The organism is Streptomyces luteireticuli (assembly GCF_041519305.1).
In the GTDB taxonomy this organism is placed as follows: Bacteria; Actinomycetota; Actinomycetes; order Streptomycetales; family Streptomycetaceae; genus Streptomyces; species Streptomyces luteireticuli.
The window spans coordinates 355,981-380,185 of sequence record NZ_CP167927.1; the positions used below are offsets into that span (position 1 = coordinate 355,981).

Genomic DNA, 24,205 nt, shown 5'->3' on the forward strand with positions numbered 1-24,205 from the left:
CAAGGCCCCTGGGCTACTGCTCGTGAGCGACGCTGTAACCGGCACCCGGCGACGCCAACAGGGCCTGGACACCGTCGGGGTACCACGGCATCAGGGCACTCGCTTCCTCGATCGGCACCCACGCCACCTCGGACACGTCATCATCAGCCAACGGCGCCGCCGGCTCCCCGGACTGCACCGTCGCCCGGAACACGACGAAGACGTCGTGCACCGCCCGCCCGAGACGCTCGCTCACGTGCACCACGGCGCCGGCCTCGACGACCACGGTCGTCTCCTCCTTGGTCTCCCGCACCGCCGCCTCCGCCAGCGTCTCCCCGTCCTCCCGCCGACCACCCGGCAGACTCCACGTATCGCGATTACGCACCAACAGCACACGTTCTCCGGCCACATCGGTCACCAGGACGAAGGCCACGTCGACCTGCTCCACCGCCATTGCACTGTCCTCTCTATCCCGATCTACCCGGGCACGCCTTTTACAACGAGGCAGGAGACTACGCGCCACCCGCCTACAACGAACCGTAATGAGCACTCGCTGACGTACTTGGGCGAGGCGGTCGCGGCAGGACTCCCGACGACCGCCCCACACACCCGGCTTGTAGCCCAGCAGTAGACGCGCTGGCTGGTTAGCCCGCCGACTGGATGTACCGGGCCACGAAGTGGCGTTCGACTTCGGAGAGTCGACGGGGTCGCTCGGTCTCGAGGTTGTAGGCGACGATCGTGGTCGTCGCCTCGGCGTACAGGCGGTCGGCGTCACGGATTTCGTAGGCGAGTTCGAAGGTGGCGGCGGCGCCCTTGGTAGCCCAGACGTGCACGTCGACGGGTTCATCCCGGTAGTTCAGAGGGGCCTTGTAGTCGATGGCAGCGCGGGCCACGACGAAGGCGTTCTTGCGGCGCCCCTCTTCATCGGTGGCGAGCACTTCCCGGAACATACGCGTGCGTGCTTCCTCCATGTACCGCAGGAAGATCATGTTGTTGATGTGGCCGTTGGCGTCAGCGTCGGACCATCGCAGCGGGCAGGAGTAGGTGTACCTGTTCACGGAGCTCTTTCACATAGATCTGGAGGAGACGATCAGCAGCAGGAAGTCTGTCACGTCTGTACCGGCGCTGCCTGGCTCAGCACCAGGAGCGCCCCGGTTTCAGGCCTGGTTGGTCACGCTTCGGAGGTCAGGCACGACGGCGCGCTCGAACAGGTCCTCCCGAATCTCACAGAGCAGACGCTGTTCCTCGTCGAGTTCGCCGAGGAGCTGTTCGATGCGTGCGGCGGCGTCCTCGCCTGGACCTGGCAGTGCGATCCTGGTCAAGGCCTTCAACTCGGCTCGGGCTTCCGCCGGCAGGGCTCCCCGTGGTACGCGCGCGATCACCGTGGCGGGGGAAACCTGTGTAACGCCCCACTCTCCTGGCGCCTCTTCCACGGCCCAGACCACGTCGCGTCGAGTCGGCGAGAGGGTCAGTTGGCAGTCGGATGCCACAAGGCGGCTGAGAGCCGGCAAAGGAACGCCTCCCTCGCCGGCTCGAGCGGCGGCCCTCTCCGCGCTCTCCACCACGAGGCGAGCGGTGCGGACGTCGGCGGCACGGCGGCGTTCGGCTTCGGCGATTCGCTCCTGGGCCCGGTCGCGGTCGCGCACACCGTTGTGGGTTTCGTCCGCCCACGCGTTGCGGGTGCCGCCGAGCGCATCCAACTGGCCGTCGGATTCGGCCTCCACCCACGTCATGACGACGAACTTGCAGTCAGGCATGATCGCGGGGTAGGCCACGTGGCTGACGATCTCGATCGTCTTCCAGCCCAGCGTCGGCACGGTAGCGAGGAAGACGTGCCCGTCGCGGTGCTGGACGAGGTCGTCGTCCGCTTCCCAGATGTGCTGGACGTCGGGGTTCTTCCGGACGTCTTCGATCAGTTCCTGGAGGTCCGCGTCTTCGCCGTGGGTGGTGAGCGCGAACTTCAACATCCGCACGAAGACCGTGGCGTGCTTGTGCCAGTCGTGGTAGGTGGCACGCCCCTCGGCGGTCGTGAGGGCCCAGCGGATCAGGTTGGCCCGGGGCTCCATCACCCAGGGCCACAGCTCGGCCATGGCCTGGTTGTAGGCGAGGATGTTCCAGTTGCGGTCGGACAGGTAGGTAGGGCTGGGCATTTGCCTGTCGATGAGGAGCCTCAGTGCGGGCTGCACCTCTTGGCGGCCCTCCGAAGGCGCCCGGAGGTACGTGCCGACGTTGTGCAGCAGCAGGGCGTGGCGCTCTTCTTGGTCGAGCTTCAGTACCTCGGCCAGGGAATCACACTGGGCCTGGGTGAACCGCGGTGTCGCACCGCGCTCGATGTTGCGATAGGTCCTGACGCCGATGCCCAGAGCCCGCGCGGTGGGCGGTTGAGTGAGACCGGCGGCCTTGCGCCAGCGTTTCAGCATCGCGCCGAAACCCATGTACTGACCGGCAACACCGCCGAGTCCGTCGGCCCTTACAGCGATGCCCCTCTTCCCAACAGCGTTGTCACTGCTGTCGGTCCGCATCTGCGCGACCATCAGCCCTCGCTCTCGTATCGTCGACCTGCGACAGAAACCCGATTTCGGGCAAGAAAAAATGGGGGCAGCGTATTCGCTGGCCCCCACCTTGTCGCGTCTCCGTAGACAATACGCAAGATTCAAACGATCTTGACCGCGGGTACTGCGAGTTGCCCGCCAACAAGAATGACGTGGCTCAGGGCTGAACAATCCTCCACGACATCGGCATTGATCACCCATAAACGGACATCTCCCCCCTCCCGCGCCAACCGGCCCGCAGAATCGGCAAAACCTTGCCGCTTTTCGTCCGCACCCGCAGCAACCGGACTAGACCACACGCTGAGAGCCTTGCAACCAACAGTCGGAATCCCCCATTCCCCTTACAGCGCAAGCTACTTGCGGGTCACGGGTGGGCTGATCGATGTGCAGCATGCAATCGATCTACTCGGATAAATCGGTCAAACCGACTTGATTGACGGCCCCCTAACGCTTGACTTAAATCCTTCTGACCAGCCGGTTCACGGGACGCTGCGAAGCCAGACAGGGGCCTGGAGTGAAGATCATCGCCAAGATGCGCAGGGTGGTCTTCCTGCTGATCGCACATCGATCGGCCGCCTCTCCACGCAGACGCGGCAACCGTCAACCGTCCTCTGCGAGCTGTGGAGGGTTTCTTAGCTAGGTCTAGATCTTGATGCGGGTCCCGCATATGTTCGTCGTCCGCTCGCCGGGCATGCAGTCCGGTGCGCAGACGATGAACGGAGCGACATGTACAACGCGTGGCCCAGCCAAACCGGGTAGCTCCCGTAAACAGCATCGGCGTCCGAGAGGTGCAACTCCCGGACGCCGAACGCTAAATGGAACTCCCGCCTGTGCAAGGGCTGGAGATTTACCCACCTTCACCGCACCGGCCCTTTCCACGGGGCGTACCGGAGCGGCTTCACATCAGAGGAGAGTGTCGCATGCCGACTGCTCTGCGCAAAAGGCCGGACAACACGGCCCGCGCGGCAGCCTGCTTCCCCCGCCGCTGCGCCAGCCGAGGTCTGGCATCCCGTCGGCGGCGAGGACAGCTGAGCGGGGGTGCTGTCTGATGGCGCGTATCCGCACCATCAAGCCGGAGGCTTTCTGCTCCGAGTCCCTGGCTGCTGTGAGCATCGCGGCGGAGCGCACCTTCTTCGGTCTGCTGACCCAGGCCGATGATCACGGCCGGTTCCGAGACCAGCCCGCCGTCATCGCCGGGCTGCTGTGGTCCCTGCGCCCGGAGCACGGTCCGCTGGAGGTCGAGGAGGACCTGAGCCAGCTCGCCGACGCCGAGCTGATCTGCCGCTATGAAGGGGCGGAGGGCAAGCGGTACCTGCACATCGTCACCTGGCGTCGCCACCAGAAGATCAACCGGCCCAGCGGTGTCCGCCATCCTGCCTGCCCGCGCCACGACGGCACCTCGTCCGACGAGTCTCCCGCAGCACCGCGGGGAGCCATCGCGGCCGCCCCGGTGAGTGGTCAGGGAGGGCTCACTGAGGGTTCCTGCCGCATGCTCGGGGTCCCCGATGATCGGAAAATCGCAGGTCGCAGCGGTTTCAGTGAGTCTTCACGGAGTACGCACGGAGGATTCACTGAGGCGTCGGTGACCCCTCATGGTCCGGATCTAGGACCTAGGAACAGGGATCTAGGAGATAACCCGTTGGGGGGCGCAAGCGCCCACGCGCCACACACCGACTCGGTGACGGCATCGGCGAAGTCGCTGGTGGCCGAGTACGTGGCAGGTTGCCACCGCCGCCCACCGGAGGACGTCCTCGGTCTCCTCGGGCGCAAGGTCAAGACGCTGTTGGAGGAGCACTTCGACGCGAAAGACGTCCGCACGGCGCTGGACCGGCTCCGGGCCAGGGGGCTGCACCCGAGCGTGCTGCCGAGCCTGGTGAACGAGGTGGTCAACGCCCAGCCCCAGCAGGATGGCTCTCCGACCTCGTCCGCCTCCGGCGAGGGGCCCTGGGCCAGCAGCCGCTCCTCCTACACCCCATACCTCAACCCGACCGAGCCGACCACGTTCGGAGGCCGTCTGTGACCCGCGCCCGACTCTCCGACCCTCAGCCGGCCGTGTCCGACCGGCTCCGTGCACGGCTCGCGGCGAAGCTGGCCGAGCGGGGCATCGACCCCGCCTCGCCGGTGCCGGATACCCCGGAGCCGATTCCCGCCCTCGAAGCGGCGCAGGCCCGGATCCCCGTGGACTACCGCAGCGCGACGCCCACGCACCCCGACGTGATCCGCTGGGTCCGCACGATCGTCGACTCCTCCGCGGTCCCGTACGCCACGGATCTGAACCCGCACTACGGCAGCGCGGGCCGGCGGCAGGTCGCCCACGGGCCGTCGCTGCTGCTGTGGGGCTCCACGGGTGTCGGAAAGACGCACGAGGCGTACGGGGCGATCCGGGCCCTGACTGCCGCGGGGTGCGGCGTGCGGTGGCACGCTGCCACCGCCGCCGACCTGTACGCCGAGATGCGGCCCCGCGCCGGAGTGGACCCCGAGCACATGCTCCGCCGGATCGTCCGCGTACCGCTGCTGCTCCTCGACGACCTCGGAGCCGCCAAGGGCTCGGAGTGGACCGAGGAGCTGAACTTCCGGCTACTGAACTGGCGGGCGCAGAATCACCTGCCGACGATCATCACCAGCAACCTGCCGCCGGTGCGGACCCCGGCGATGGACCCCCGCCAGCCGGTGCTGAGGGACAAGGTCGGCGACCGGGTGCTCTCCCGCTTGTCCGGCATGTGCGTCCCCGTCGAGTTCACCGGCCCGGACCGCCGCTTCCTGCGCCGCTGACCCGGCCCCGCCCGATCCCTTCCAGGCACAGCGACCAGCGACGCCTGCTCCCCCTGCCACTCCTCACCGACCCTGCGTACGCGCGCCGCCGGCACCCACGACCGGTGTGACGCGCCATCCGCCCGAGGTCCGTGAGGCGTACCCGGAGATTCCCTTGCGCTACATCACCGCCGACGACGCCCCGCCCACGCCGCTGCGCGGCATCGCCGACCACAGCTGGCACACGCGCGGCCTGTGTCACGGCATGGCTCCCGAAGACGCCGACGAGTTATTCTTCCCCAAGCCGCGTGACCACGAGGCCATCACCGAGGCCAAGACCATCTGCGGCAGGTGCCCGGTGAAGAAGGACTGCTTCGCCCACGCCCTGGACAACGAGATCCGGCACGGCATCTGGGGCGGCCTGACCGACGCCGAACGCCGGCCCTGGCACGCCAAGATCAACAAGCGGCTGGACTACAGCCGGGTCCGCGCCGTCTTCCAGGGCCGCGACGTGCACCTCAGCGACGCCGAGCGTGAGGCCGTCACCCGCCACGCCTACGTCCGGGGCTGGACTCCCGAGCGTCTGGCCTACGTCCTCCAGCTCGACCTCGACTACGCCCGTGACCTCATGCGCAAGGCTGCCCATGCCGTGGCCGACCGCGACCGGTACTGGGGCCTGTACGGCGACGAGGACAAGCAGGCCTCAACCTGCGACGAGAGCGCAGGCACCGGCGCGGGCGAGATCGTCTCCTCCCCCGTCCCCCGCCAGGTGCACACCCCCGCTCTGATCACCGCGCTCGGAAAGGCCGCATGACCCGCCCCACCACCGCGCCCCTCACCGCCACCACCGTCGGTGCCTCGGACCGCACGGCCATCGTCGCCCTCGGGGCGGCCGGATGCGCCCTGAGCTACGACGCCCTGCAGCAGATGGCCGTCGCCATCCACGTCCGCGGGTTCCTCACCTACCTCTTCCCGCTCGTGATCGACGGCTTCATCGCCTACGGCGTCCGCGCTCTGATCCTCACCCGCACCGCTCCCTGGCACGCCCGCGCCTACGTGTGGATGCTGTTCGGCACCGCGACCGCCGCGAGCATCTGGGCCAACGCCCTGCACGCGGTCCGCCTCAACCAGCAGGCCGCACACCACGGGCTCCGGCTGGGCGACACCGTCGTCGCCATCCTGTCCACCATCGCCCCGCTCGCCCTCGCCGGCGCCGTCCATCTGTACATCCTCATCACCCGCCACCACCCTCAGCCTGCGCCGGTGAAGAAGGCGGAGCCGGGCGGGGACCGGGACCTTCTCCTCCCCGGCCTCGCCCCGGCTGGGGACGGGGACGGGCGTCCCCGCTGGCGCCGCCTGCTCACCGGTCCCCGCACCGACCGGTCCACCACCGGGGACCGATCCGCCGGGAGCCAGGCGGGACCGGCCGCCGGGACCGTCGCGCCCCCGGCGGGCGGGGACCGCGATCCGTCTCCGGCTCCCAACCTCCGCGGAGACCGGATGCGGGACGGGGACCGCTGTGTCGACCGGGACCGGAATCCGGGCGGCGGTGCCGTCCCCGTACCGGACGGGAACGGCACCGCGGTCCCCGAGGAGAGCGAGGGCCGGAGTGAAACGGTCCCCGGCGCTCAGCAGCACACCAGTACCGACCGTGCCGACGGACGCCAGCCCGGAACGGACACCGGGCCCGTCCTCCCCGATGAGGGGCGCCCCCTGACGGGACCGACGGCGGACGAGGCCACCGGGCAGCACACCGGGGCGGACACGTTCTCCGGGACCCGTGCCCATCGTCTGCGCCTGGTCCCCGAGCCCCGGGACGGGGACCGCACCGGGGCGGTCCCCGGGACCGCGTCGACGAGGACCGAAGCCGCCCAGACCTCCGAATCCGGGCGCCACGGGGACAGCGCCGGCCCGGTCCCCGACAGCAGGGAGGCAGCCCCCGCTGCCACGGTCCCCGACGCCTCGGGGAGGAAGGGGACCGGGGCGTCCCGAAGTGCCCCGGGCAAACGGCGGCTGACGGAGGACGAGATCGTCAAGCGCCTGCGTCCCCACGTCCCCGCCGTCCTGAAGCGGGACGGCAACGGCGAGGTCACCCGCGTCCAGCTGCGGGAGATCATGCGCGCCCAGGACATCGCCATCCGCAACGACCGGCTCACGCCCGTCCTGCAGCGCCTGCGCAGCGAGACCGGCAGCACCACGACGAGGAGCAACACCCGATGAGAACTTGTGAGCGCTTCACCCGGATCAAGACCGGTTACGAACGGGATATCCGATTCCTGAGCAATCACGCCGAGCGGTATCAGGGAGCGGCGTCCGCAAAGACGAGCGCGAAGAACGCGATCACGGTGAAGCGGAGTATGGCCAGGGCCCTGAACCGGCATGTCGAACGCTGCCTGCAATGCGGCTGACTCTTCATCAGCGCAGGTCGCCGGCCTGCCCGTGAACTTCGAGGTGGTGGCCCGGCACGTCGCCGGGCCACCACCCTCCTGACGAAAGGGACCCGCTAATCCACGCTCGATACCCGCGCACCAGCGCGGCGACCGACGCCGAGGCCGGCGTCTGGGCGGACGTTCTGGTCCGCTACGGCCTTCTCCACGCCGCCGTCCAGGGGCCCGGCGGCCAGTGGCTCGTCCAGGACGGGCATGAATCGCCGGTCCGTGTGCTGGACGGGCCGAGCGCGGTGGTCGACCTCGCCGCCGACATCCAGCTCCGCACCCGCACGGCCAGGGCCCGTATCCGATGACGAACCCGAACACGCCGGCCGTCCCGGAGCCGGTGGCTGCGGTCCCCAACTCGACGCAAGCGCGAGCAAGTTATCGGCCAAGACACTCTTCCCCGTCGGGGAAGGTGCCTTGGCCAGAGCCCGCCCCGGGGGTGGCGGGTCCGGACCAGCACCGGGGGGCGCTGGTCCGGGAGGCGGCGACCGAGGGCGGATCGCAGCCGGAGAAGCCCGTGTCCCAGCGCAAGCGCCGCGACACCAAGAAGCTCTCGCGCAAGCGCCCGCCCAAGACCCGTGACCACAAGCGCGTGCACGTGTGCAGCGTGCGCCTGAACGACGAAGAGAAGACGCTGCTCGCTGCCGCCGCTCTGACCGCGCGTACGTCGTTGCCCGCGTTCCTCGCCCGCAGCGCCCTCGCCGCCGCGCACGATCTCGACAACACCGCCGCCGCCATCGCCGGTCAACGCGAGACGGTCAGCGAGCTGTTCGCCGCCCGCTGGCACCTCGGGCAGGTCGGCAACAACCTCAACCAGGTGGCCCGCGCCATCAACTCCGGCGGTCAGCCGGCGGAGCTCGACGTCGTCATCGCCGCCGTCCACCGCGCCGTGCAACGCGTCCAGGACGCCACTGACCGCATGCTCAACCAGACCTAGGACCCAGCCCAGCATGATCCCCAGGATCCACAAACGCGGGAAGCGCACCCTCGGCCTGCTCTACTACCTCTACGGGCCGGGCACGCACGAGGAGCACACCGATCCCCACCTCGTGGCGTCCTGGGACAGCCAGGCCCCCGACCCCGGCCGCGACCTCCAGGCCACGCTGCGGCAGCTCCAGCACCTGCTGGACCAGCCGCTCGACAACATCGACGCGCGCGACCGGCCGCGCAAGCATGTGTGGCATCTATCGGTCCGCAACGCCGCCGAAGACCGTCTCCTGGCCGATGAGGAATGGGCGGACATCGCGCGGCGCATGGTCGCCGCGGCCGGCATCGACGATCCGGACGAGGCTGCCGGATGCCGCTGGGCGGCGGTCCGGCACGCCGATGACCACATCCACATCATCGCCACCCTCGTCCGGGAGGACGGCTACAAACCCGATCTCGATCACGACGCGGCCCGCGTGCAGGCCGAGGCTCGTCTCCTGGAGGCCGAGCTGGGCCTGCGACGTCTCAACCCCGGTGACGGAACAGCAGCTCAGCGTCCCACCAGCGCCGAGCGCCACAAGGCCGAACGCCAGCAGCGGGAGCGCACCCCTCGCGAAGAACTACGCGAAGCCGTACGCCGGGCGGTGGCCGGGGCCGGCGGCGAGGAGGAGTTCTTCGACCGGCTCGCTGCCAGTGGCCTGCTGATCCGCCGCCCCGTCGCGCCCTCCGGCGATCTGCTCGGCTACAAGGTCGCGCTGCCCGACGACCGCAACAAGGACGGCGAGCCCATCTTCTATCCCGGGTCCCGGCTCGCCCCGGACCTGTCCCTGCCCCGTATCCGCGAGCGCTGGTCCGCCGACGCCGAACCGGACCGGGCTCCCGACGGCCGTCCGCACCGAGACCCCCGTACGGTCCCGAGCGGCCCGGCGTCCGCCAGGCGCCGCGCGAGCACCGCGGCCTGGCAGGCGGTACTGGTTATCGACCACGGTGACGATGCCTCGGCCGCCGCTCAGATCGCGGCGGCCGGCGAGGTCCTGGACGCGCTCGCCAAGACCTCCGCCGCGCACACCCGCAAGGAACTGCGCGAGGCTGCCTTCGCTTTCGAGCGGGCCTCCCGTTCGCACATCCGGGCCGAGCGGGGGCACGACCGCGCACTGCGGCAGGCCGCGCGCGACCTCGTCTACAGCGGACCGGCGCTCGGCCGCGGGGAGGACGGGGCCACCACCGCGATGCTGATCGACATGGTGTCCTTCCTCGTGCTCGCCGCCGCGCACTGGCACGGCAAGAAGGAGCACGCCCAGCAGGCCGCCGCCGCCCGCCAGGCCGCCGAGCACCTGCGCGCCGCCTACCAGGCAGCAGTCACCGCTCCCATGGGTGCCCTCTACCAGCGGGGACGCCGTCTCGCCCAGCCGCTGCAGCGCCAGCACGCCGCAGCCCTGCGGACGGCACTGCCCGGCCTCGCGGAGCAGGTGCTCGCCGAGCCGGGCTGGTACGCGCTGGCCGCCACCCTGGCCGACGCCGAAGCCGCCGGCCACGACCCCACCGCCCTGCTGGCCGAAGCCGCCGCCCGCCGGGAGCTGGACACCGCGGACTCGGTGAGCGACGTGCTGGTGTGGCGCCTGCGCCGCATGGCCGACCTGCCAGCCGACATCTCCACGACGCCCCTCCCCGGCCCCGGCGCCACGGCGCCTTCCGCTCCACGGACCGCCCACACCGCCACGACCCGCACCGGCCAGGGGCACGGGCCGAGGTGAGTTGGGGAATTCGTGAGTTGCAGCAGGTCAGACGCATGGGGCACGCTCTGTGCGGCTCACCGGACGAGTAACGAGGGGGACGAATGTTCGGCCGCAACCGCGCCATACGGGAACTGCGCGAAGTCCAGCAGGCGGGGAGGGAACTGCTGCAGATGCACCCGGATCTGCCGCTACCGACTGAACCGGCGCCGTCGTCGCCGGCGCCCACCAGCACGGCCAGTTCCTCTGCTGCGGAGGCGGACGACTTCCTGCCCCCGGACCTGCGGGTGCCCTCCCGGGACGAGATCGCCGGGATGATGATGCGCTACGACACCCCGCTCGTCATCGACGGCGAAGTCCGGGCGTGCCCGCAGTGCGGCGCGTACCGGGAATGGGTGCTGCTGAGCGTCCGTGACCAGGTGTGGCTGCGCTGCCGTGCCGGCCACGAGACGCTTGAGCCCCGGCTGGACGCCGCCTGGTACAACCGCACCAGCGGCCCCATGGACCGCTGGCACCCCACCTTAGACGAGGGCCTGAAGCACCTCGGCCACTGACCCCGCCACTTCCACCACGCCGAACGGGCCCGCCCGCTGTTCGGCACAGCCAGACCTGCCGTACCGACCTGGGGTTTCCTATGCGCCTTCGCTCCACCGCCGTCCTCGCCCTGGCCGCCGTGGGTGCCTTCTCCCTGACGGGCTGCTCGCACAGCACGTCCACCACGGCCGAGTCAGCGTCGGCACCGGCTGCCGTCGCCCAGCCGAAGAGCGAGCCGAAGCCGGCCACCGCGCCGTTGTCCTCGGCCGCTCTGCGCGACCGCCTGCTCAACGAGAGCGATCTGGGGCAGGGCTACGCCCGCAAGCCCGACGCCGGAGAGAAGCGGCACGACGACGTGACGCTGGTCGGCTGCCCAGCCCTGGACAAACTCGGTGGCGACGCGGCGACCGGCGGCTCGCTGGACTTCGCCAACGAGGCGAAGGCGACGTTCACTTACAACGGCGATACGGACTCCGAAGTCAGCGAGGAGCTCTACAGCGACACCACGGACAAGCTGTCCAAGGGAACCGGGCAAATCTTCAACGCCATGACCTCCTGCCCGACGTTCCAGATCGTGACCGGTAGCACACCCGTGGACGTAGCCACGCAGAAGATATCCGCCCCTCACCTCGGCGACGAACAGTGGAGCCACCTGCTGACCTACACCGCAGGCGGCCAGCGCAGCGTCGTCAAGCAGACCGTCATCCGCTCCGGGAACACGATGACGATCCTCACCGGAGCCCCCGCCCTCGTAGACGCCCACGTGGAGAAGGCACTTCGTAAAGCCACTAGCCGCTAACCAGCCAAGTTCTGGCGCCTCTGCCACAGCTGGCGCAAAGCGAGCGACAGAGGCACTGGCATACGCCGTCACCGCCCGGTTCTCCACCGTGGTCGCTGGTGACAGCGCAAAGGCCTGGTGGGTCAGGCCGTACAGCCTGACCCACCAGGCCTTCTTCTTACCGGAGTTCGCGTCATGACAGCGGCGTCCGGGTATGCGGCGGGTTCGCTGGGCGTTCGATGCGCACGAGACGGCCCCGCCGCACCCGCGCGTCGACCAAACGGTCTTCGCCGGAGAGGTAGACGAGCAGGTCGGTGTGAGTGTCGTGGAGACGGTCGGACACGGCGACGACGTGGTGCCTATCCGTACAGCCCGGGACGGTGTACGCATCGCCGACACGGAGCGCGCTGGCCGTGTCGGTGAAAACCTCGGTCGTGTGCTGTGGCCATCGCGCGGCGTCGTCGCGGAGGGAAGGCAAGATGTAGATCTGACGGACGGCCTGTACTTCCTGCCGGTGCTGTCGGCAGGAAGCGCACTCCTGCGCTCCCGGGGTGAGGCCGACGAGCTGGGCTGCGCAGTAGGCATCGCCCGTGACGGAGTTGCGGTAGTGCCCGGTCACGAGGCCGCCTCGTCCCTTCGCCGCCCACAGAAGGGTGTCATCGCCGTGACACGGTTCACCGGCGGGGAGCAACAGCTTCCCCGCGCACCGCTGGAAAGTCTCCAACGCGTGTGCCAGGCGGGTGCAATTGCCACATACGCGCGTAGCGGTGGCTCGGCGGGCGTCGAGTGGCCTACCGCAGTACCCAAGCAGATGCCCAGGAATCGGCAGGTGGGCCAGGGCGCGAAGGCCGGCCCCCACTGCAGGGCGGCCGTCGGGTTCGTCCCGATGGGGCGGTGTGGTGAGGATCAGCAGAGCGCGGGTGCAGCTCTGGCACATCTGGTGCGCCGTGATGGCAGCGATCGGTGCGAGATCCGGGGAGTGCGTGGAGCATGCCGTCACCGGCTGAACGCCGTCGAGCATGGCGCCAAAGTGAGCGGTGCCGTTGGCAGCGCCGACGGCGAGCCGGACCACGGGCATGGGCAAGAAAGACCTCCTGAACGGTCGGGAATAAAGCAAGAAGCAGCCCGCAGTCGAGGGGAGAGCACGAGCAGGTCCGTCGTCGCAAAATCGGCGACGGCAGCACGCCTACCACCGGCCGGGCATCACGTGGCGCGGACGACGGTGAGCCGTCCGTCCGCGCCCTCGGGCAAGGTGTGCCGTAGGACGGGTACCGGGGAGGCAATTGAGGCAACGAAGGCGGCGACCAGGTCGTGGGGGACGCTGGCGCTGAAGGTGGCGCACCACAGGTAGGGCTCGCCGAGGACGGGTTCTGCCCATGCCTGCCATCCGGTCAGGTCGGGGCGCGGGTCGGCGTCGTGGACGAGGTCCGGCAGCGCTTCGAGCGAGACGCTGGCGGCGAAAGTCGGGTCCGTAGCCGTGGTGACGGGACGGTCGATGTCGCGGATCCACCCGTGAGTGGTCAGCGTGGTCAGGACGGTTTCGGGTTCGTCGAAGCCGGCGTCCGGTTCGGTGCGGGCGTCGAGGGCGAGGAGGAAGTCACCGAGCGCCTCGTGCGGGGTGCCGGTGGTGAAGTAGGCGTTCCACGTGGTCATGGCGCTATCGAGGCGAGCGCGGGCGGAGACCTGCCAGGCCACGGGGAGCCCACCAAGTTCGAAGGGGTAGCTGGCCAGGACCCATTCGGCGCCGCGCAGCTCGTCAGGGCCGACGTACAGGAAGGTGTCACGGGCGGTCGGCCAGTTCCGCCAGCCCGTGTCGGTGAGGAGTGTGCCAATCTGCTCGGCGAGGCGGTCGTCGTCACCGGCGAGGTGCCGGGGGGTGACCCAATAGGCGGTGTTCGCAGGACTCGGGGTGGACGGGTCGAGGGGATGGTGCGCGTTCAGGGGCGCCTCCGGAAAGTCGAGGTGTTCACCGGTCGTCGGTGGAGCGGATCGCCCCGCGTCGCCTTCGTCGAGGGGCGTCGACCGGCTCCTGCCAAGTCAACTGGACGGCAGCATCGGGCGGGAGGTAGCCGACTTGGTCGGCGTCCTTGTCTTCGGCGATGAAGACCAGCGGGTGTCCGTCGTCGTCTCGGGACACGATCACGCCGGCGACGCGGTGGGCCATGGGGAAGAACGGGCTGATGGCCAGGCGGACCGTTACGTCGCGATCGCAGGCGGACAGGCGGTCGATCAGCTCGCCAACCGTCATCTCCATCGTGTGCGCGTTCAGCTCGGTTCTCCTTGCAGTTGAAGGCTGAGGTTCTTGGCAAATGGGCAGGATACGAGCCGCGTTCTGGCAGAGGTCACGCAGTGCGGAGGTACAGGAAGAATCCGAACTAGGCGTCGGGGGGTGATGGCCTCCGGCATTCACGATGGGCCGGAAGGTTCAGCAACGTACTATGTAGCCGAGGGCTCCACCCATCGAACATGACCGTGCGAAACGGCATCACACGGGGCGGGAGGTGGCCAAGACACAGGCCACGGCGGCGGCGACCTCGGCGGGAGTCTCCAGGTCGAAAGAGACCTGGTAGCCGGGGGTCTTAGCCTCGCGCTTTCGCGGGCTTGGTCATCCGTGTGTTGACGGCGAATGAGAGAAGTGCTCCTGGCCTGCAACGATGGGACTTGTCGAGGGTCCTGTTGCTGCAAGGAAAGAAGCACTTCTCAGGTGCGGAAGCGTAGCGGGTTCTACCCGTGTGTACGTGTGCAGAGCGGTGGTTCTGCCGTGATCTCCCGAGCGGGGGCTGTCCTGTTGACCGAGACGGTCCGCAAGTCCGGCCTGGACAAGGCGGTGTCGGCGGCGCTGGTGCCGTGGCGCAAGCCCCGTGCAGTGCACGATCCGGGCAAGGTTCTGCTGGATATGGCGCTCGCGGTGGCGCTGGGAGGGGACTGCCTGGCCGATGTCGCGATGCTGCGGGCCGAGCCGGCCGTGTTCGGGCCGGTGGCCTCGGACCCGACGGTGTCCCGGCTGATCCGCACCCTCGCCACCGGCGGGACACGCGTGCTGACCGCGCTCCGCCGGGCCCGGGCCCATGTCCGCTGGCGGGTCTGGGCATTGGCCGGGAACGACAGCCCGGACGCGGGCGGTGAGGTGACCGTAGACCTGGACGGGGTACTCGTCATCGCGCACTCCGACAAACAGGACGCGGCCGCGACCTGGAAGAAGACCTTCGGTCATCACCCGATGACCGCCTTCGTCGACCATGGGCCGGGCGGATCCGGCGAGCCGGTGGCCGCGGTGCTGCGGCCGGGTAACGCGGGCAGCAACACCGCCGCCGATCACATCGCGACCACGCGCCTGGCCCTGGCCCAGCTGCCGAAGAAGTACCGGCGTGGACGCCGCACCCTGATCCGCACCGACACCGCCGGTGGCACGCACGAGTTCGTCAACTGGCTCTCCGCGCGGGGCCGGTGGCTGTCGTACTCGGTCGGCACGACTATCACCGACGCCGTCCACCAGGCGGTGCTGAAGGTCCCTGCCACCGCGTGGACTCCTGCCATCGAGCCCGGCGGCGAGGTCCGCGACGGGGCCTGGGTGGCCGAACTCGCCGGGAACATCCTGGCCGGCTGGCCACCCGGGATGCGCCTGATCGTCCGCAGGGAACGACCGCACCCCGGGGCCCGGTTGCGGTTCACCGACGCCGACGGCAATCGGCTGACCTGCTTCGCAACCAACACCAAGGACACCCCCATCGCCGCTCTCGAACTGCGGCACCGTCAAAGGGCCCGGGCCGAGGACCGCATCCGGGCCGCGCGGGCGACCGGCCTGCGCAACCTCCCCCTCCACGACACAGCACAGAACCAGGTCTGGCTGGAGATCGTCCAGACTGCCCTCGACCTGCTCGCCTGGATGCCCATGCTCGCCCTCACCGGCCCGGCCCGGTGCTGGGAACCCAGGCGCTTGCGCTTCCGGCTGTTCTCCGCCGCGGCCCGCCTCGTCAGCACCGGCCGACGCCGGATCCTCAAGCTCGCCCGGCACTGGCCCTGGACCAGTGTGATCACCAATGCCCTGGCACGACTCGAAGCCTTGCCGAACCCCGGCTGACCAGCACCTTCCCGTCCCAGCGAGCAGCATCACCCAGACCGGAGCCGTGGAACCCGGCGCCCACCCGACACGACAGCCGGGCCCACGGCATGCCCCTCAACAGCCCGAGCAGCCAAAACGGCCCGCCAGAGAAACCGACGGACCGTCATGAAAGATCGAGGTTAGCGGTGCCAGTGACGGCGAGTCTCCACCCTTCCCCGTCGGTGCCAGGCCGACCGGTAGGGAACCAACCGAGGTACAAGCGTCCGTCCTTGCTACCGACATGGACGTCAGCACGGTCGTCCACGATCAGGTTGAATTCCTCGGCGCCGAATTGGTCGGTCACAAGCGTCGGCTGCCCGGGGCCCAGCCGCCACTGGCGCAGGCGCAGTGCCTCGATAGACGTTGAGAACCCGGGACGGGTTACATCCGCAGTCACGGAACTATCCCTTCTCTGACCCGGTTTTTCCAGGAAGGTGTCTACGTTGACATACCGTGGAAATGTTGCCTAGCCCTTTCGGGATCTTTCCCGTCTGCCAGAGGCGAACTGTCATCAGCCGCGAGTCGACCGCAACCTCAGCAGCCGCCCGGCTCTCGTTTTTGCGGCTCCACCGACCCGTAGGATGCGGCGCCAACGGGCCTGGATCCGGGCGATCGCGGCATTAGTGATCTCAACCAATACCAAGCACTGCAGGAGCCCAGCAGCGGTGCCGTCGCACCATCATCATGGCCGCGATCAGCAATCCAGGGTCACCACCGCGTGCGGATCTCGACAAGGACGAACTCGCGGCCTGCGGATCAGGAGATTCGTCAACCGGCGTCCAGTTGCCCTTGGTGACCTCGGCCTTCTGCGGCTTGCCAGTCGGCACGGTGAGGGTGACGTCGGCGACGTGGTCGGCCGCGCCTTCGAACAGCTTGCCCCGGAGGCGCCAACAAGGCATACCGATTCGCCTGAATACCGTCTGGATTGCGTCAAGACGACCGTCGAGCAGTCCGCGCAGTAGATCCGGGCGCCACAGTTACACGGAGCACGCACACACACCGTTGGAAGGGGACCACACCACCGATGGAGGACACGGTCATACGGCATCGACCCCACGCATTCCCTGCGACTCGCACCGTCCCTCCCGACGGATCCAGCGACGGGACGCTCGATCGCGCGGTGCGTGCCGCCGTCCATGCTCTCTCGGACGCTCACCTCGACGCAGGCGAGCTCGATGCTGTCATCTACGTCATCGCACGCAACAGCGGTCCCCGCAATGGGCCTGCTCTCTGGCGATCAGCACGTATCGCCCGCTCCCTGGACGCACGGGACGACATCACGGCCTTCGACGCCCCCGACACTCGGGCCGCCATGAGCCTGGCCTCGGCGCTTCGGGCCGAGGAATCCGTTCACCATGTGCTGGTCATCGACGATGGGGGATGGACCGCCAGCCTTCTGTCATCCTGACCATCGCTTCACTGCTGATGGTGCAGCGGACTCAAACCGACTCCCCAGTCCGGGGACAGCAGTCTGTCGCCGCGGTTCGCCCTCAGAAGTCATGTCAGTGCGTGGGGTGGGTCAACGTGCAGCAACCGCAGCCAGGGCAGCGGCCACAGGCATCGGTCTCCTGCCGCTGCCCGGAAACCACGGCGACGGCATCGACGCGAACACCCGGGTTTCACTGTTGTGTTCGCTCTCCTCGTTGTCACCCGGATCTCGCGACGCCGCCCGCTTCCACCACCCCGGAGACCTGGGCCGCCAGCTGCCCATCGGGCCGGTGATGTTCTGCGGGCGCATCGACAATCCGGTCAAGGGACGCGGGCAGCGCATCGAATCACCGGAGGTGCCGCTTGTGCTGGAGACGCATCCGGCCGTCGCCTCCGAGGTCATCGTCTTCCGCACCCGGCCAGGCCGGGCGAACGGGTCGCCGTGCAGCTACATTGTGCCGCGACCCGGCGCACCAGAACTGGAGGCCCATCTCCCCAGAAAGCCGTCGCGAAGATCTGGGCGCTGGTACTGGGCACCGACGCGGAGGGGCTGGGACCGTCCGGTGACTTCCATCAGCTGGGTGGCGACTCACTGACCGTGATAGCCACGACCGCCGAAGTGGCCCGCGAGATGGTCGGCGCTGCGAGGACGCAGGACTTCACCCATCAGATGCCGGACTTCTTCGCACGCGGTCCTGGAACAGGTGACCCGGTCCGCCGGGGCTGCCGGGGCTGCCGGGGCTGCCGGCCAGAGCCGATCCCGCCATCAGAGGTCGAGGCGGAAGCGAAGCCTGCAGATGACGGCGTCGGTGTGGTGGCGGAGGGCGCGGTCGAGTACGGCGCCCCGCTGGTTCTGCAGCAGGCGGTGCCAGGGGCGGGGCAGGTGTGCTTCGGGGATCAGCACCACCAGTCGGTCGTGTCCGTTCTCGGCCTCGATGGTGTGCAGGTGATCGACGATGGGCCGGGTCAGGGACCGGGTGCGGCTGTGCAGGACCGTGAGCGGGACGTCGGGGTGCCAGGCGTTCCAGGCCGTCGTCATCTCCTCCATGGCCCGGGGCTCGTCCGGGTGGACGACCGTCACCGCGCGTACCTCGTCGCCGAGGGACAGGGCGGCGCTGATGGCTTCCCGGGTGAGCCGGTTGACCGCTCCGACGGGGACGACGACCAGTGCGTGGCACGGCTCCGGTGGCTCCGGCACTTCGCCGAGACGCAGGGCGGCGCCGATGCGCAGATAGGTGCGGTGCACGGCTTCGAAGAGGGTCACCAGCACGGCGATCGCGAGGAAGACCAGCCAGCCGCCCTCGTGGAATTTCGAGACCAGCTCGATGACCGTGGCCGCCGCGGTGAGGAGCGCGCCCAGGCCGTTGAGGGCGGCCCGGCCGTGCCAGCCGGGTGACCGCTCCAGGTACCAGTGCCGGACCATGCCGGCCTGGGAGAGGGTGAAGCCGATGAAGACGCCGATGGCGAAGACCGGTACCAGGGCCTGGGTGTCGCCCCGCGCCACGATGAGGAGCAGCAGCGCGAAGGCCGCCAGGACCAGCACCCCGTACCGGTAGACCTGCCGGTCGGCTCGCAGCCAGAAGACGTGGGGCAGGTGGTTGTCCCGAGCCAGGAGCGAGGTGAGGACGGGCATGCCGCCGAAGGAGGTGTTCGCCGCCAGCGCGAGCAGCACCATGGTGGCGAACTGCACCACGTAGAAGCCGGCGTTGTGCCCGAGCGAGGCGTCGGTGAGCTGCGCGAGCACGGTCTTGGTGCTGTTCGGGGCAACGTGGAACTTCCCGATCAGCACGGACAGGCCGATCAGCATCGTGCCCAGCAGCGCGCCGAGAGCGATCTCGGTGCGCTGGGCGCGTCGTACCCGCGGGGTGCGGAAGGTAGGCACCGCGTTGGCGATGGCCTCCACACCGGTCAGCGCGGAACAGCCAGAGGCGAAGGCGCGGAGCAGCAGCAGTACCCCCACCGTCGATGTGCCGGCAGCGGCAGGGTGGGTGGGCTGGGTGACGGGATGCGTACGGATCAGGCCGGTCAGGATCACGGTGAAGACGGCCGCGATGAAGACCACGGTGGGCAGGATCATCGCCTTCGCCGACTCGGCGAAGCCGTAGAGGTTCACGGCCGTCACCAGGGCCAGGACGGCCGCGCACAGCCAGACCCGGCTGCCGTAGAGACCGGGGAAAGCGGAGGTGAGCGCGGCGACACCGGCGGAGACCGACACCGCGACGTTCAGGACGTAGTCGATGATCAGCGAGGCGGCCGCGACCAGGCTCACCCGGCGCCCCAGGTGCCGCCCGGCCACCGCGTAGGCGCCTCCTCCGTTGGGGAACGCCGCGATGACCTGTCGGTAGGAAATCGTGAGTGCGGCCAACAGCACCACGATCGCCAGGGTGACCGGCAGGGTGAATCCCAGCCCGTGGCTGCCCGCTACGGCCAGGACCACCACGATCGCCTCCGGGCCGTAGGCCACCGAGGCCAGCGCATCCAGCGACAGCGCCGCCAGCCCCTGGGAAACGGTCAGACGATCCCGCTCGGCATGCCGATGCTCAGTGCCCCACAAAGTCTTCACCTACCACCGCCCATCTCTCGTCCACCCGGAGGGCCATTGCGCCGGATCAACGGTAGCGACGGTGCGTACAGGGAATCGGCAAGGCGGGGTAGGGGAATTCCCAAAGGCACCCAGGGGCCATCAAAAGGGCATCAATTCCAACACCTACACGGCTCTGGTATTGGTTGTCGCCATGATGGCCGCCTTCCTCGCGGCCGGCGTTGCAGTTTCCCGGCTCGCCGCCCGGACGTGGCACGATCAGCCGGAGTCACCGGCAGTGGGGGCAGAGACCTCGACGGGTTTCCAACGGGGCCGTGGTGCTCCGGGTCTTCCGCAACCGGCCACTTCCCACAGCCGGTTCGTACTCCAGTCGACACCGGGCGTAGTACGCCCACCCGTACGTGAGTCCACGGCAGCGTTCCTCCAGGGTGAATGCGGTCTGTGCAGCGGTCCGGGATCCGCTCCTGTTGTAGGGTGCGTGCCGCGTGAGTCGGCATGTCCGTCCGGTTCGCGGACTTCCGAACCTTCCTCAAGGCCGGCATGCGAAGCGATCTTTGGTCTTCCTGTTCCCGCAGTCTGCGGCGGCTTGCGGTTGCCCGGGTGCTCCGCCGGATCCACCTGGAAGCGCAGTGGCATCGCGAGGCCGCGCGCACCAACCTGTGGCTGGTCCCCACCGCCGAAGTCGTGATCGCTGTCGGCCTCTTCTCCGCCACCTACGTGCTGGACCGCGCGGTGTACGACGGAAGGATCACCCCGCCGTTCTGGGTGATCAGCGGTACGGCGGACGCGGCACGGCAGATCCTGACGACCCTGGCCGCGGCCGTCGTCACGGTCCTCGGTGTGGTGTTCTCCGTCGTGATCGTGACGCTGACGCTGGCCTCCACGCAGTTCGGGCCGCGGATGCTGCGGAACGTGATCCGCGACCGCAGTACACAACTGAGCCTGGGCACGTTCGTGGCCACGTTCGTCTACGCCATCCTCGTCCTGGCGGTGATCGGCCCGGGCCCGCGAGGGGACTTCGTACCGCACGTCTCGGTCACCACCACGCTGGCTCTCGTAGTGGTGGCGGTGGCCGTACTGATCTACTTCATCCATCACATCGCGGTCTCGATCCAGCTTCCCCAGGTGATCGCCGACATCGCGGCCGACGTGTCCAGGGCGATCCGCGCCGACCTGTCCGCCCACGAGGCGGCCGCTGTCGAACGCGGCCCGTCGGCCGCGGAACTCGCCCGCTGGATGGGCTCGTCCGGCGGTGTCGTCCCCGCGCCGAGAAGCGGCTACCTGCAGTTCGTCCGGCATGCCACGCTCGTGCGCATCGCCGGTGAGGCCGGAGCGGTCATCCGGCTCGGCCACCGACCCGGGCACTTCCTGGTCCAGGGCCATCCCCTCGCCACCGTGTGGCCGGCCGGGGCCGCAGGCCGGGTCGCCCGTAATCTGGAACACACGCACATCACCGGCCCCTCCCGCACCCTCGCCCAGGACATCGCCTTCGGCCTCGACCAACTCGTCGAGATCGCCCTCCGCGCCCTCTCCCCCGCGGTCAACGACACCTTCACCGCCCTGACATGCGTCGACTGGATCGGCGACAGCCTGTGCAAGATCGCGATCCAGTGGCGGCCGCTCCCCGAACACCGCGACCAGGACGGCCGGATCCGGCTGCTCACCGTCCCGCCCAGCTACGAGCGGCTCGTCCAGCGGTCGTTCGAGAAGATCCGTCAGGCCGGGCACGGCATGCCCGCAGTAATGATCCGGCAACTCGCCGCCCTGGCCAAAATCATGGAACAGGCACCACACCCCAGTCAGCACCAAGTACTGCTCGAACAGGCCACGATGATCCGACGCGCCGCCGACGCCTCGGTCACCGATCCGGCGGACCTGGCCGACGTACTGCGCCACTACGAGGACCTGCTCGCCCTGCACGGCCGCTGCGATGGACAGCCCATACGCTGCACGGAATGAACTCGGAACCCTTCACTTCACCGGGAGACCAGAACTGGGCCTTGCGGCCACCGGCCCGACAGTGCCGACCGAATCACGGATCCGACCGTTCCGCCGATGAATGGTGCCCCTCTCGGCCACATGGTGACCGACCGACGAGGTTGACGTTCTGCAACCGCACCGCCGGACCGACACCGACGTCGGTTCACTGACAAGGTCAACGTGACGGAGGTGTCCTCTCCGGCCGGACCCGCCCACGAGAGGTCACGGTTCCACACGCCATTCAGCCTCAAGACTTTTCCGGCCGTCGCCCCCGATGACGGCTCGCCAGTGGGCACACGGCCTGACCGTGGTGCGCCTCGCCCTCGTACGGGCGTCGGAGTCGACGCCCAGCACCTGGAGGACCGGGCTGTCCAAGGCACCGGCCGCGATCCGACGGACCAACGCGCATCGCAAGAAGGTACGGACGGCCGGGGTGCTTCGCCGTATCGGGCGATGAGCGTGAAAGGCAGTGAGGAACGACATGACAGGGGCCCTCCGTCAGGCGAGCGCCGCGCGGCCGGGAGCCACGAGAGCCGGTGAGGACGACGCGTCGGCTTAGTCCGAGGAGAAAAAGATGGCTTCCCGGGTGGACAGCCTCGGGGCGCACCCACCCGGGAGCGTTCGGGGTCCGTGTCGGCATGCTGCCATGGCCCGCCTCGCGGAAAGAAGGCGGCGAGGCGGCAGCCTCCGCTTCAGCGGTATGCGAAGCGCGTATTCATCGGCATATTGCCGCGCGGACCGCCGAGTTCGAGCGCATGGAGGAGGTGACTATCGCTTACCGAACGTCCACGAGGGCACGCAGATACGGAGCCGACTGCGGTCTTGACAGCCGCGATGGGAATCCATGTTCTCGCCCCTCCCCGACGTCAGGCGCCCATAGACGCTTGTGTGACTCGGCAGACAGCCGGCCGGCTCGGCCAATCCGCCTCTTCTCTTCGCTCCGGGGGTAAATCCACCGCTCTGAACGAGGAGATCGGCTCTCTCCGAGCCAATTGCAGGATAGTCCTCCTGCGGTCTCTTCCTTATGCTGCGCATACAAATTTGATTCTTCCTTGACGCCGACCGTGCCATAGCGGCTGCCGCCGGAAGCCCACAGGCGTCAGGCCGGCGGGGATTGTCCGTGGTGACCGTGGCCCCCTCGGCGAAGATGCTCGCCGAAGCCCGGTGACAGGCCGGCCGACGCGGAGTCCGGCATCACCCGGCCGGAGGGCGGCTCCTGCCGTTGCCAGGGCCCTTGCCGCACTCCGTAACCGTCATCATCGCCTCAACCCCTGACGCTCCACCGGGTGTGACGGGCGGCCGGTCGGCATCGACGTACGCCCGCCCCCAATGCGGGCGGACATCCCACCGCGGCAGCGCCCCGGCGAGGCTACCCTTCCCGGGTCCGCCCGGCCTCGGGCCAGGACGAACGCGGGTCCGGAACGGACGAGGAAGGTTCCCGCTCCTCGGGGCGGGCGGCCCGGTCGAAGAAGCGCAGCATCTCCACCGGGAACGGCATGACCAGCGTCGAGTTCTTCTCCGCCGCGACCTCCACCACCGTCTGCAGCAACCGCAGTTGGAGCGCGGACGGATTGCCCTCCATCGCCCGGGCCGCCTCCGCCAGCTTCTGCGAGGCCTGCAGCTCGCCATCGGCGGTGATGATCCGGGCCCGCCGCTCACGGTCGGCCTCGGCCTGGCGGGCCATCGACCGCTTCATCGACTCCGGAAGCGCCACGTCCTTGATCTCCACCCGGTCGATATGGATGCCCCAGCCGACAGCAGGAGTCTCCAGCATCAACTCCAGTCCCTGGTGCAACGATTCGCGACCCGCCAGCAGATCGTCCAGTTCGCTCTTGCCGATGACCGAGCGCAGGGAGGTCTGAGCGACCTGAAGCATCGCGAACGCGTAGTCCTGCACATGCACGGTCGCCAGGATCGGGTCGACGACCCGGAAGTAGAGCACCGCGTCCACCCGCACCGAGACGTTGTCCCGGGTGATGCCCTCCTGGGACGGCACGGGCATGGTGACGACCTGCATGTTGACCTTGGTCATCCGGTCGAGGAACGGCACCAGCAACCGCGGCCCCGGCTCCTTCGGCACGGACTTGACCCGGCCCATCCGGTAGACGACCCCCCGTTCGTACTGCCTGACCACACGCACGCTGGCCTTCAGCAGCCCCAACACGGCGACGACGGCAACCACCGACACAGCGGCAGCAGCACCCATGCACGCACTCCTCTCGTTCACAACCGCCATACGACGGCGACCTGTTGTACCACCACGACCAACGGGACGCGCGGAGCAGGCGGCGGGCTGCGTCCGCGGCGTGCGACCCGGCCTCGGTTCCGACGGCGGTTGCCTGCCCCGGAAACGCGCCGAAGTGCTCGGCTCCGACCGGGTCTTCCGCAATCGACGGCAGCAGAAGGCGTCGTACACCGCATGGCGGCGGTCTGTGCCGACGGCCGCCAGCCCCGGGACGCCGAC

At 69.0% G+C, this 24,205-nt stretch carries 20 protein-coding genes and 2 pseudogenes; 12 read left to right on the forward strand and 10 right to left on the reverse strand.

The window, feature by feature from the left end:
- Window positions 1-13: 13 nt before the first annotated feature.
- The 3 genes from AB8735_RS01580 to AB8735_RS01590 all read right to left on the reverse strand — a co-directional run bounded on the left by AB8735_RS01580 (window position 14) and on the right by AB8735_RS01590 (window position 2,501).
- Window positions 14-433 (reverse strand): NUDIX domain-containing protein, encoded by a 420-nt coding sequence (locus AB8735_RS01580; protein WP_372404588.1) that lies wholly within the window; start codon window positions 431-433, stop codon window positions 14-16.
- Window positions 434-623: 190 nt separating this feature from the next.
- Window positions 624-1,037, reverse strand: coding sequence for an acyl-CoA thioesterase (locus AB8735_RS01585; protein ID WP_372404590.1), 414 nt, complete (start codon window positions 1,035-1,037; stop codon window positions 624-626).
- 99 nt (window positions 1,038-1,136) lie between these two features.
- The gene (locus AB8735_RS01590) at window positions 1,137-2,501 is read right to left on the reverse strand and encodes a helix-turn-helix transcriptional regulator (RefSeq protein ID WP_372404592.1); all 1,365 of its coding nucleotides are present in this window, start codon (window positions 2,499-2,501) and stop codon (window positions 1,137-1,139) included.
- Between the two features lie 1,078 nt (window positions 2,502-3,579).
- On the opposite strand from AB8735_RS01590, the gene AB8735_RS01595 reads away from it, so the two are divergent.
- The 8 genes from AB8735_RS01595 to AB8735_RS01630 all read left to right on the forward strand — a co-directional run bounded on the left by AB8735_RS01595 (window position 3,580) and on the right by AB8735_RS01630 (window position 11,710).
- A complete protein-coding gene (locus tag AB8735_RS01595) occupies window positions 3,580-4,551 on the forward strand; it encodes a hypothetical protein (protein ID WP_372404595.1) in 972 nt (323 codons plus the stop codon).
- On the forward strand, window positions 4,548-5,303 hold the full coding sequence (locus AB8735_RS01600; protein WP_372404598.1) for an ATP-binding protein: 756 nt from the start codon (window positions 4,548-4,550) through the stop codon (window positions 5,301-5,303). The genes AB8735_RS01595 and AB8735_RS01600 overlap by 4 nt, the downstream gene beginning before the upstream one ends.
- A gap of 154 nt (window positions 5,304-5,457) precedes the next feature.
- A complete protein-coding gene (locus AB8735_RS01605) occupies window positions 5,458-6,096 on the forward strand; it encodes a WhiB family transcriptional regulator (RefSeq protein ID WP_372411750.1) in 639 nt (212 codons plus the stop codon).
- Window positions 6,093-7,502 (forward strand): DUF2637 domain-containing protein, encoded by a 1,410-nt coding sequence (locus AB8735_RS01610; RefSeq protein WP_372404601.1) that lies wholly within the window; start codon window positions 6,093-6,095, stop codon window positions 7,500-7,502. The genes AB8735_RS01605 and AB8735_RS01610 overlap by 4 nt, the downstream gene beginning before the upstream one ends.
- A 732-nt stretch (window positions 7,503-8,234) precedes the next feature.
- Complete coding sequence (gene mobC, locus AB8735_RS01615) at window positions 8,235-8,654, forward strand: plasmid mobilization relaxosome protein MobC (RefSeq protein ID WP_372404603.1); 420 nt, start codon at window positions 8,235-8,237, stop codon at window positions 8,652-8,654.
- Window positions 8,655-8,667: 13 nt separating this feature from the next.
- Window positions 8,668-10,398 (forward strand): relaxase/mobilization nuclease domain-containing protein, encoded by a 1,731-nt coding sequence (locus AB8735_RS01620; protein ID WP_372404606.1) that lies wholly within the window; start codon window positions 8,668-8,670, stop codon window positions 10,396-10,398.
- 83 nt (window positions 10,399-10,481) lie between these two features.
- The gene (locus AB8735_RS01625) at window positions 10,482-10,931 is read left to right on the forward strand and encodes a hypothetical protein (protein WP_372404608.1); all 450 of its coding nucleotides are present in this window, start codon (window positions 10,482-10,484) and stop codon (window positions 10,929-10,931) included.
- Window positions 10,932-11,011: 80 nt separating this feature from the next.
- Window positions 11,012-11,710, forward strand: coding sequence for a hypothetical protein (locus tag AB8735_RS01630; RefSeq protein WP_372404611.1), 699 nt, complete (start codon window positions 11,012-11,014; stop codon window positions 11,708-11,710).
- Window positions 11,711-11,882: 172 nt separating this feature from the next.
- On the opposite strand, the gene AB8735_RS01635 is transcribed toward AB8735_RS01630, so the two are convergent.
- The 3 genes from AB8735_RS01635 to AB8735_RS01645 all read right to left on the reverse strand — a co-directional run bounded on the left by AB8735_RS01635 (window position 11,883) and on the right by AB8735_RS01645 (window position 13,943).
- Window positions 11,883-12,308, reverse strand: coding sequence for a hypothetical protein (locus AB8735_RS01635; protein WP_372404613.1), 426 nt, complete (start codon window positions 12,306-12,308; stop codon window positions 11,883-11,885).
- A 584-nt stretch (window positions 12,309-12,892) separates the two neighbouring features.
- Window positions 12,893-13,630, reverse strand: coding sequence for a DUF317 domain-containing protein (locus AB8735_RS01640; RefSeq protein ID WP_372411751.1), 738 nt, complete (start codon window positions 13,628-13,630; stop codon window positions 12,893-12,895).
- 25 nt (window positions 13,631-13,655) lie between these two features.
- Window positions 13,656-13,943: a hypothetical protein gene (locus AB8735_RS01645; RefSeq protein ID WP_372404616.1), complete on the reverse strand. Its 288-nt coding sequence runs from the start codon at window positions 13,941-13,943 to the stop codon at window positions 13,656-13,658.
- 450 nt (window positions 13,944-14,393) lie between these two features.
- Here AB8735_RS01645 and AB8735_RS01650 point away from each other — a divergent pair, with 450 nt between their 5' ends.
- Window positions 14,394-15,770, forward strand: coding sequence for an IS1380 family transposase (locus tag AB8735_RS01650; protein WP_372404619.1), 1,377 nt, complete (start codon window positions 14,394-14,396; stop codon window positions 15,768-15,770).
- A gap of 157 nt (window positions 15,771-15,927) precedes the next feature.
- On the opposite strand, the pseudogene AB8735_RS01655 reads toward AB8735_RS01650, so the two are convergent.
- Together AB8735_RS01655 and AB8735_RS01660 are read right to left on the reverse strand one after the other, a co-directional pair.
- A pseudogene (locus AB8735_RS01655) lies at window positions 15,928-16,188 on the reverse strand (hypothetical protein); the annotation flags it as partial.
- Window positions 16,189-16,420: 232 nt separating this feature from the next.
- A complete protein-coding gene (locus tag AB8735_RS01660) occupies window positions 16,421-16,690 on the reverse strand; it encodes a hypothetical protein (protein ID WP_372404622.1) in 270 nt (89 codons plus the stop codon).
- A gap of 221 nt (window positions 16,691-16,911) precedes the next feature.
- Between AB8735_RS01660 and AB8735_RS01665 the strand changes: the two genes are divergently transcribed.
- Window positions 16,912-17,199 carry a hypothetical protein gene (locus AB8735_RS01665; RefSeq protein ID WP_372404625.1) on the forward strand — a complete coding sequence of 96 codons (288 nt, stop codon included), beginning with the start codon at window positions 16,912-16,914 and terminating at the stop codon, window positions 17,197-17,199.
- A 462-nt stretch (window positions 17,200-17,661) separates the two neighbouring features.
- A pseudogene (locus tag AB8735_RS01670) lies at window positions 17,662-17,790 on the forward strand (hypothetical protein); the annotation flags it as partial.
- 195 nt (window positions 17,791-17,985) lie between these two features.
- On the opposite strand, the gene AB8735_RS01675 reads toward AB8735_RS01670, so the two are convergent.
- On the reverse strand, window positions 17,986-19,782 hold the full coding sequence (locus tag AB8735_RS01675) for an APC family permease (RefSeq protein WP_372404628.1): 1,797 nt from the start codon (window positions 19,780-19,782) through the stop codon (window positions 17,986-17,988).
- 579 nt (window positions 19,783-20,361) lie between these two features.
- Between AB8735_RS01675 and AB8735_RS01680 the strand changes: the two genes are divergently transcribed.
- Complete coding sequence (locus AB8735_RS01680) at window positions 20,362-21,720, forward strand: DUF2254 domain-containing protein (RefSeq protein ID WP_372404630.1); 1,359 nt, start codon at window positions 20,362-20,364, stop codon at window positions 21,718-21,720.
- 1,390 nt (window positions 21,721-23,110) lie between these two features.
- On the opposite strand, the gene AB8735_RS01685 is transcribed toward AB8735_RS01680, so the two are convergent.
- Complete coding sequence (locus AB8735_RS01685) at window positions 23,111-23,947, reverse strand: slipin family protein (RefSeq protein WP_372404633.1); 837 nt, start codon at window positions 23,945-23,947, stop codon at window positions 23,111-23,113.
- Between the last annotated feature and the right edge of the window lie 258 nt (window positions 23,948-24,205).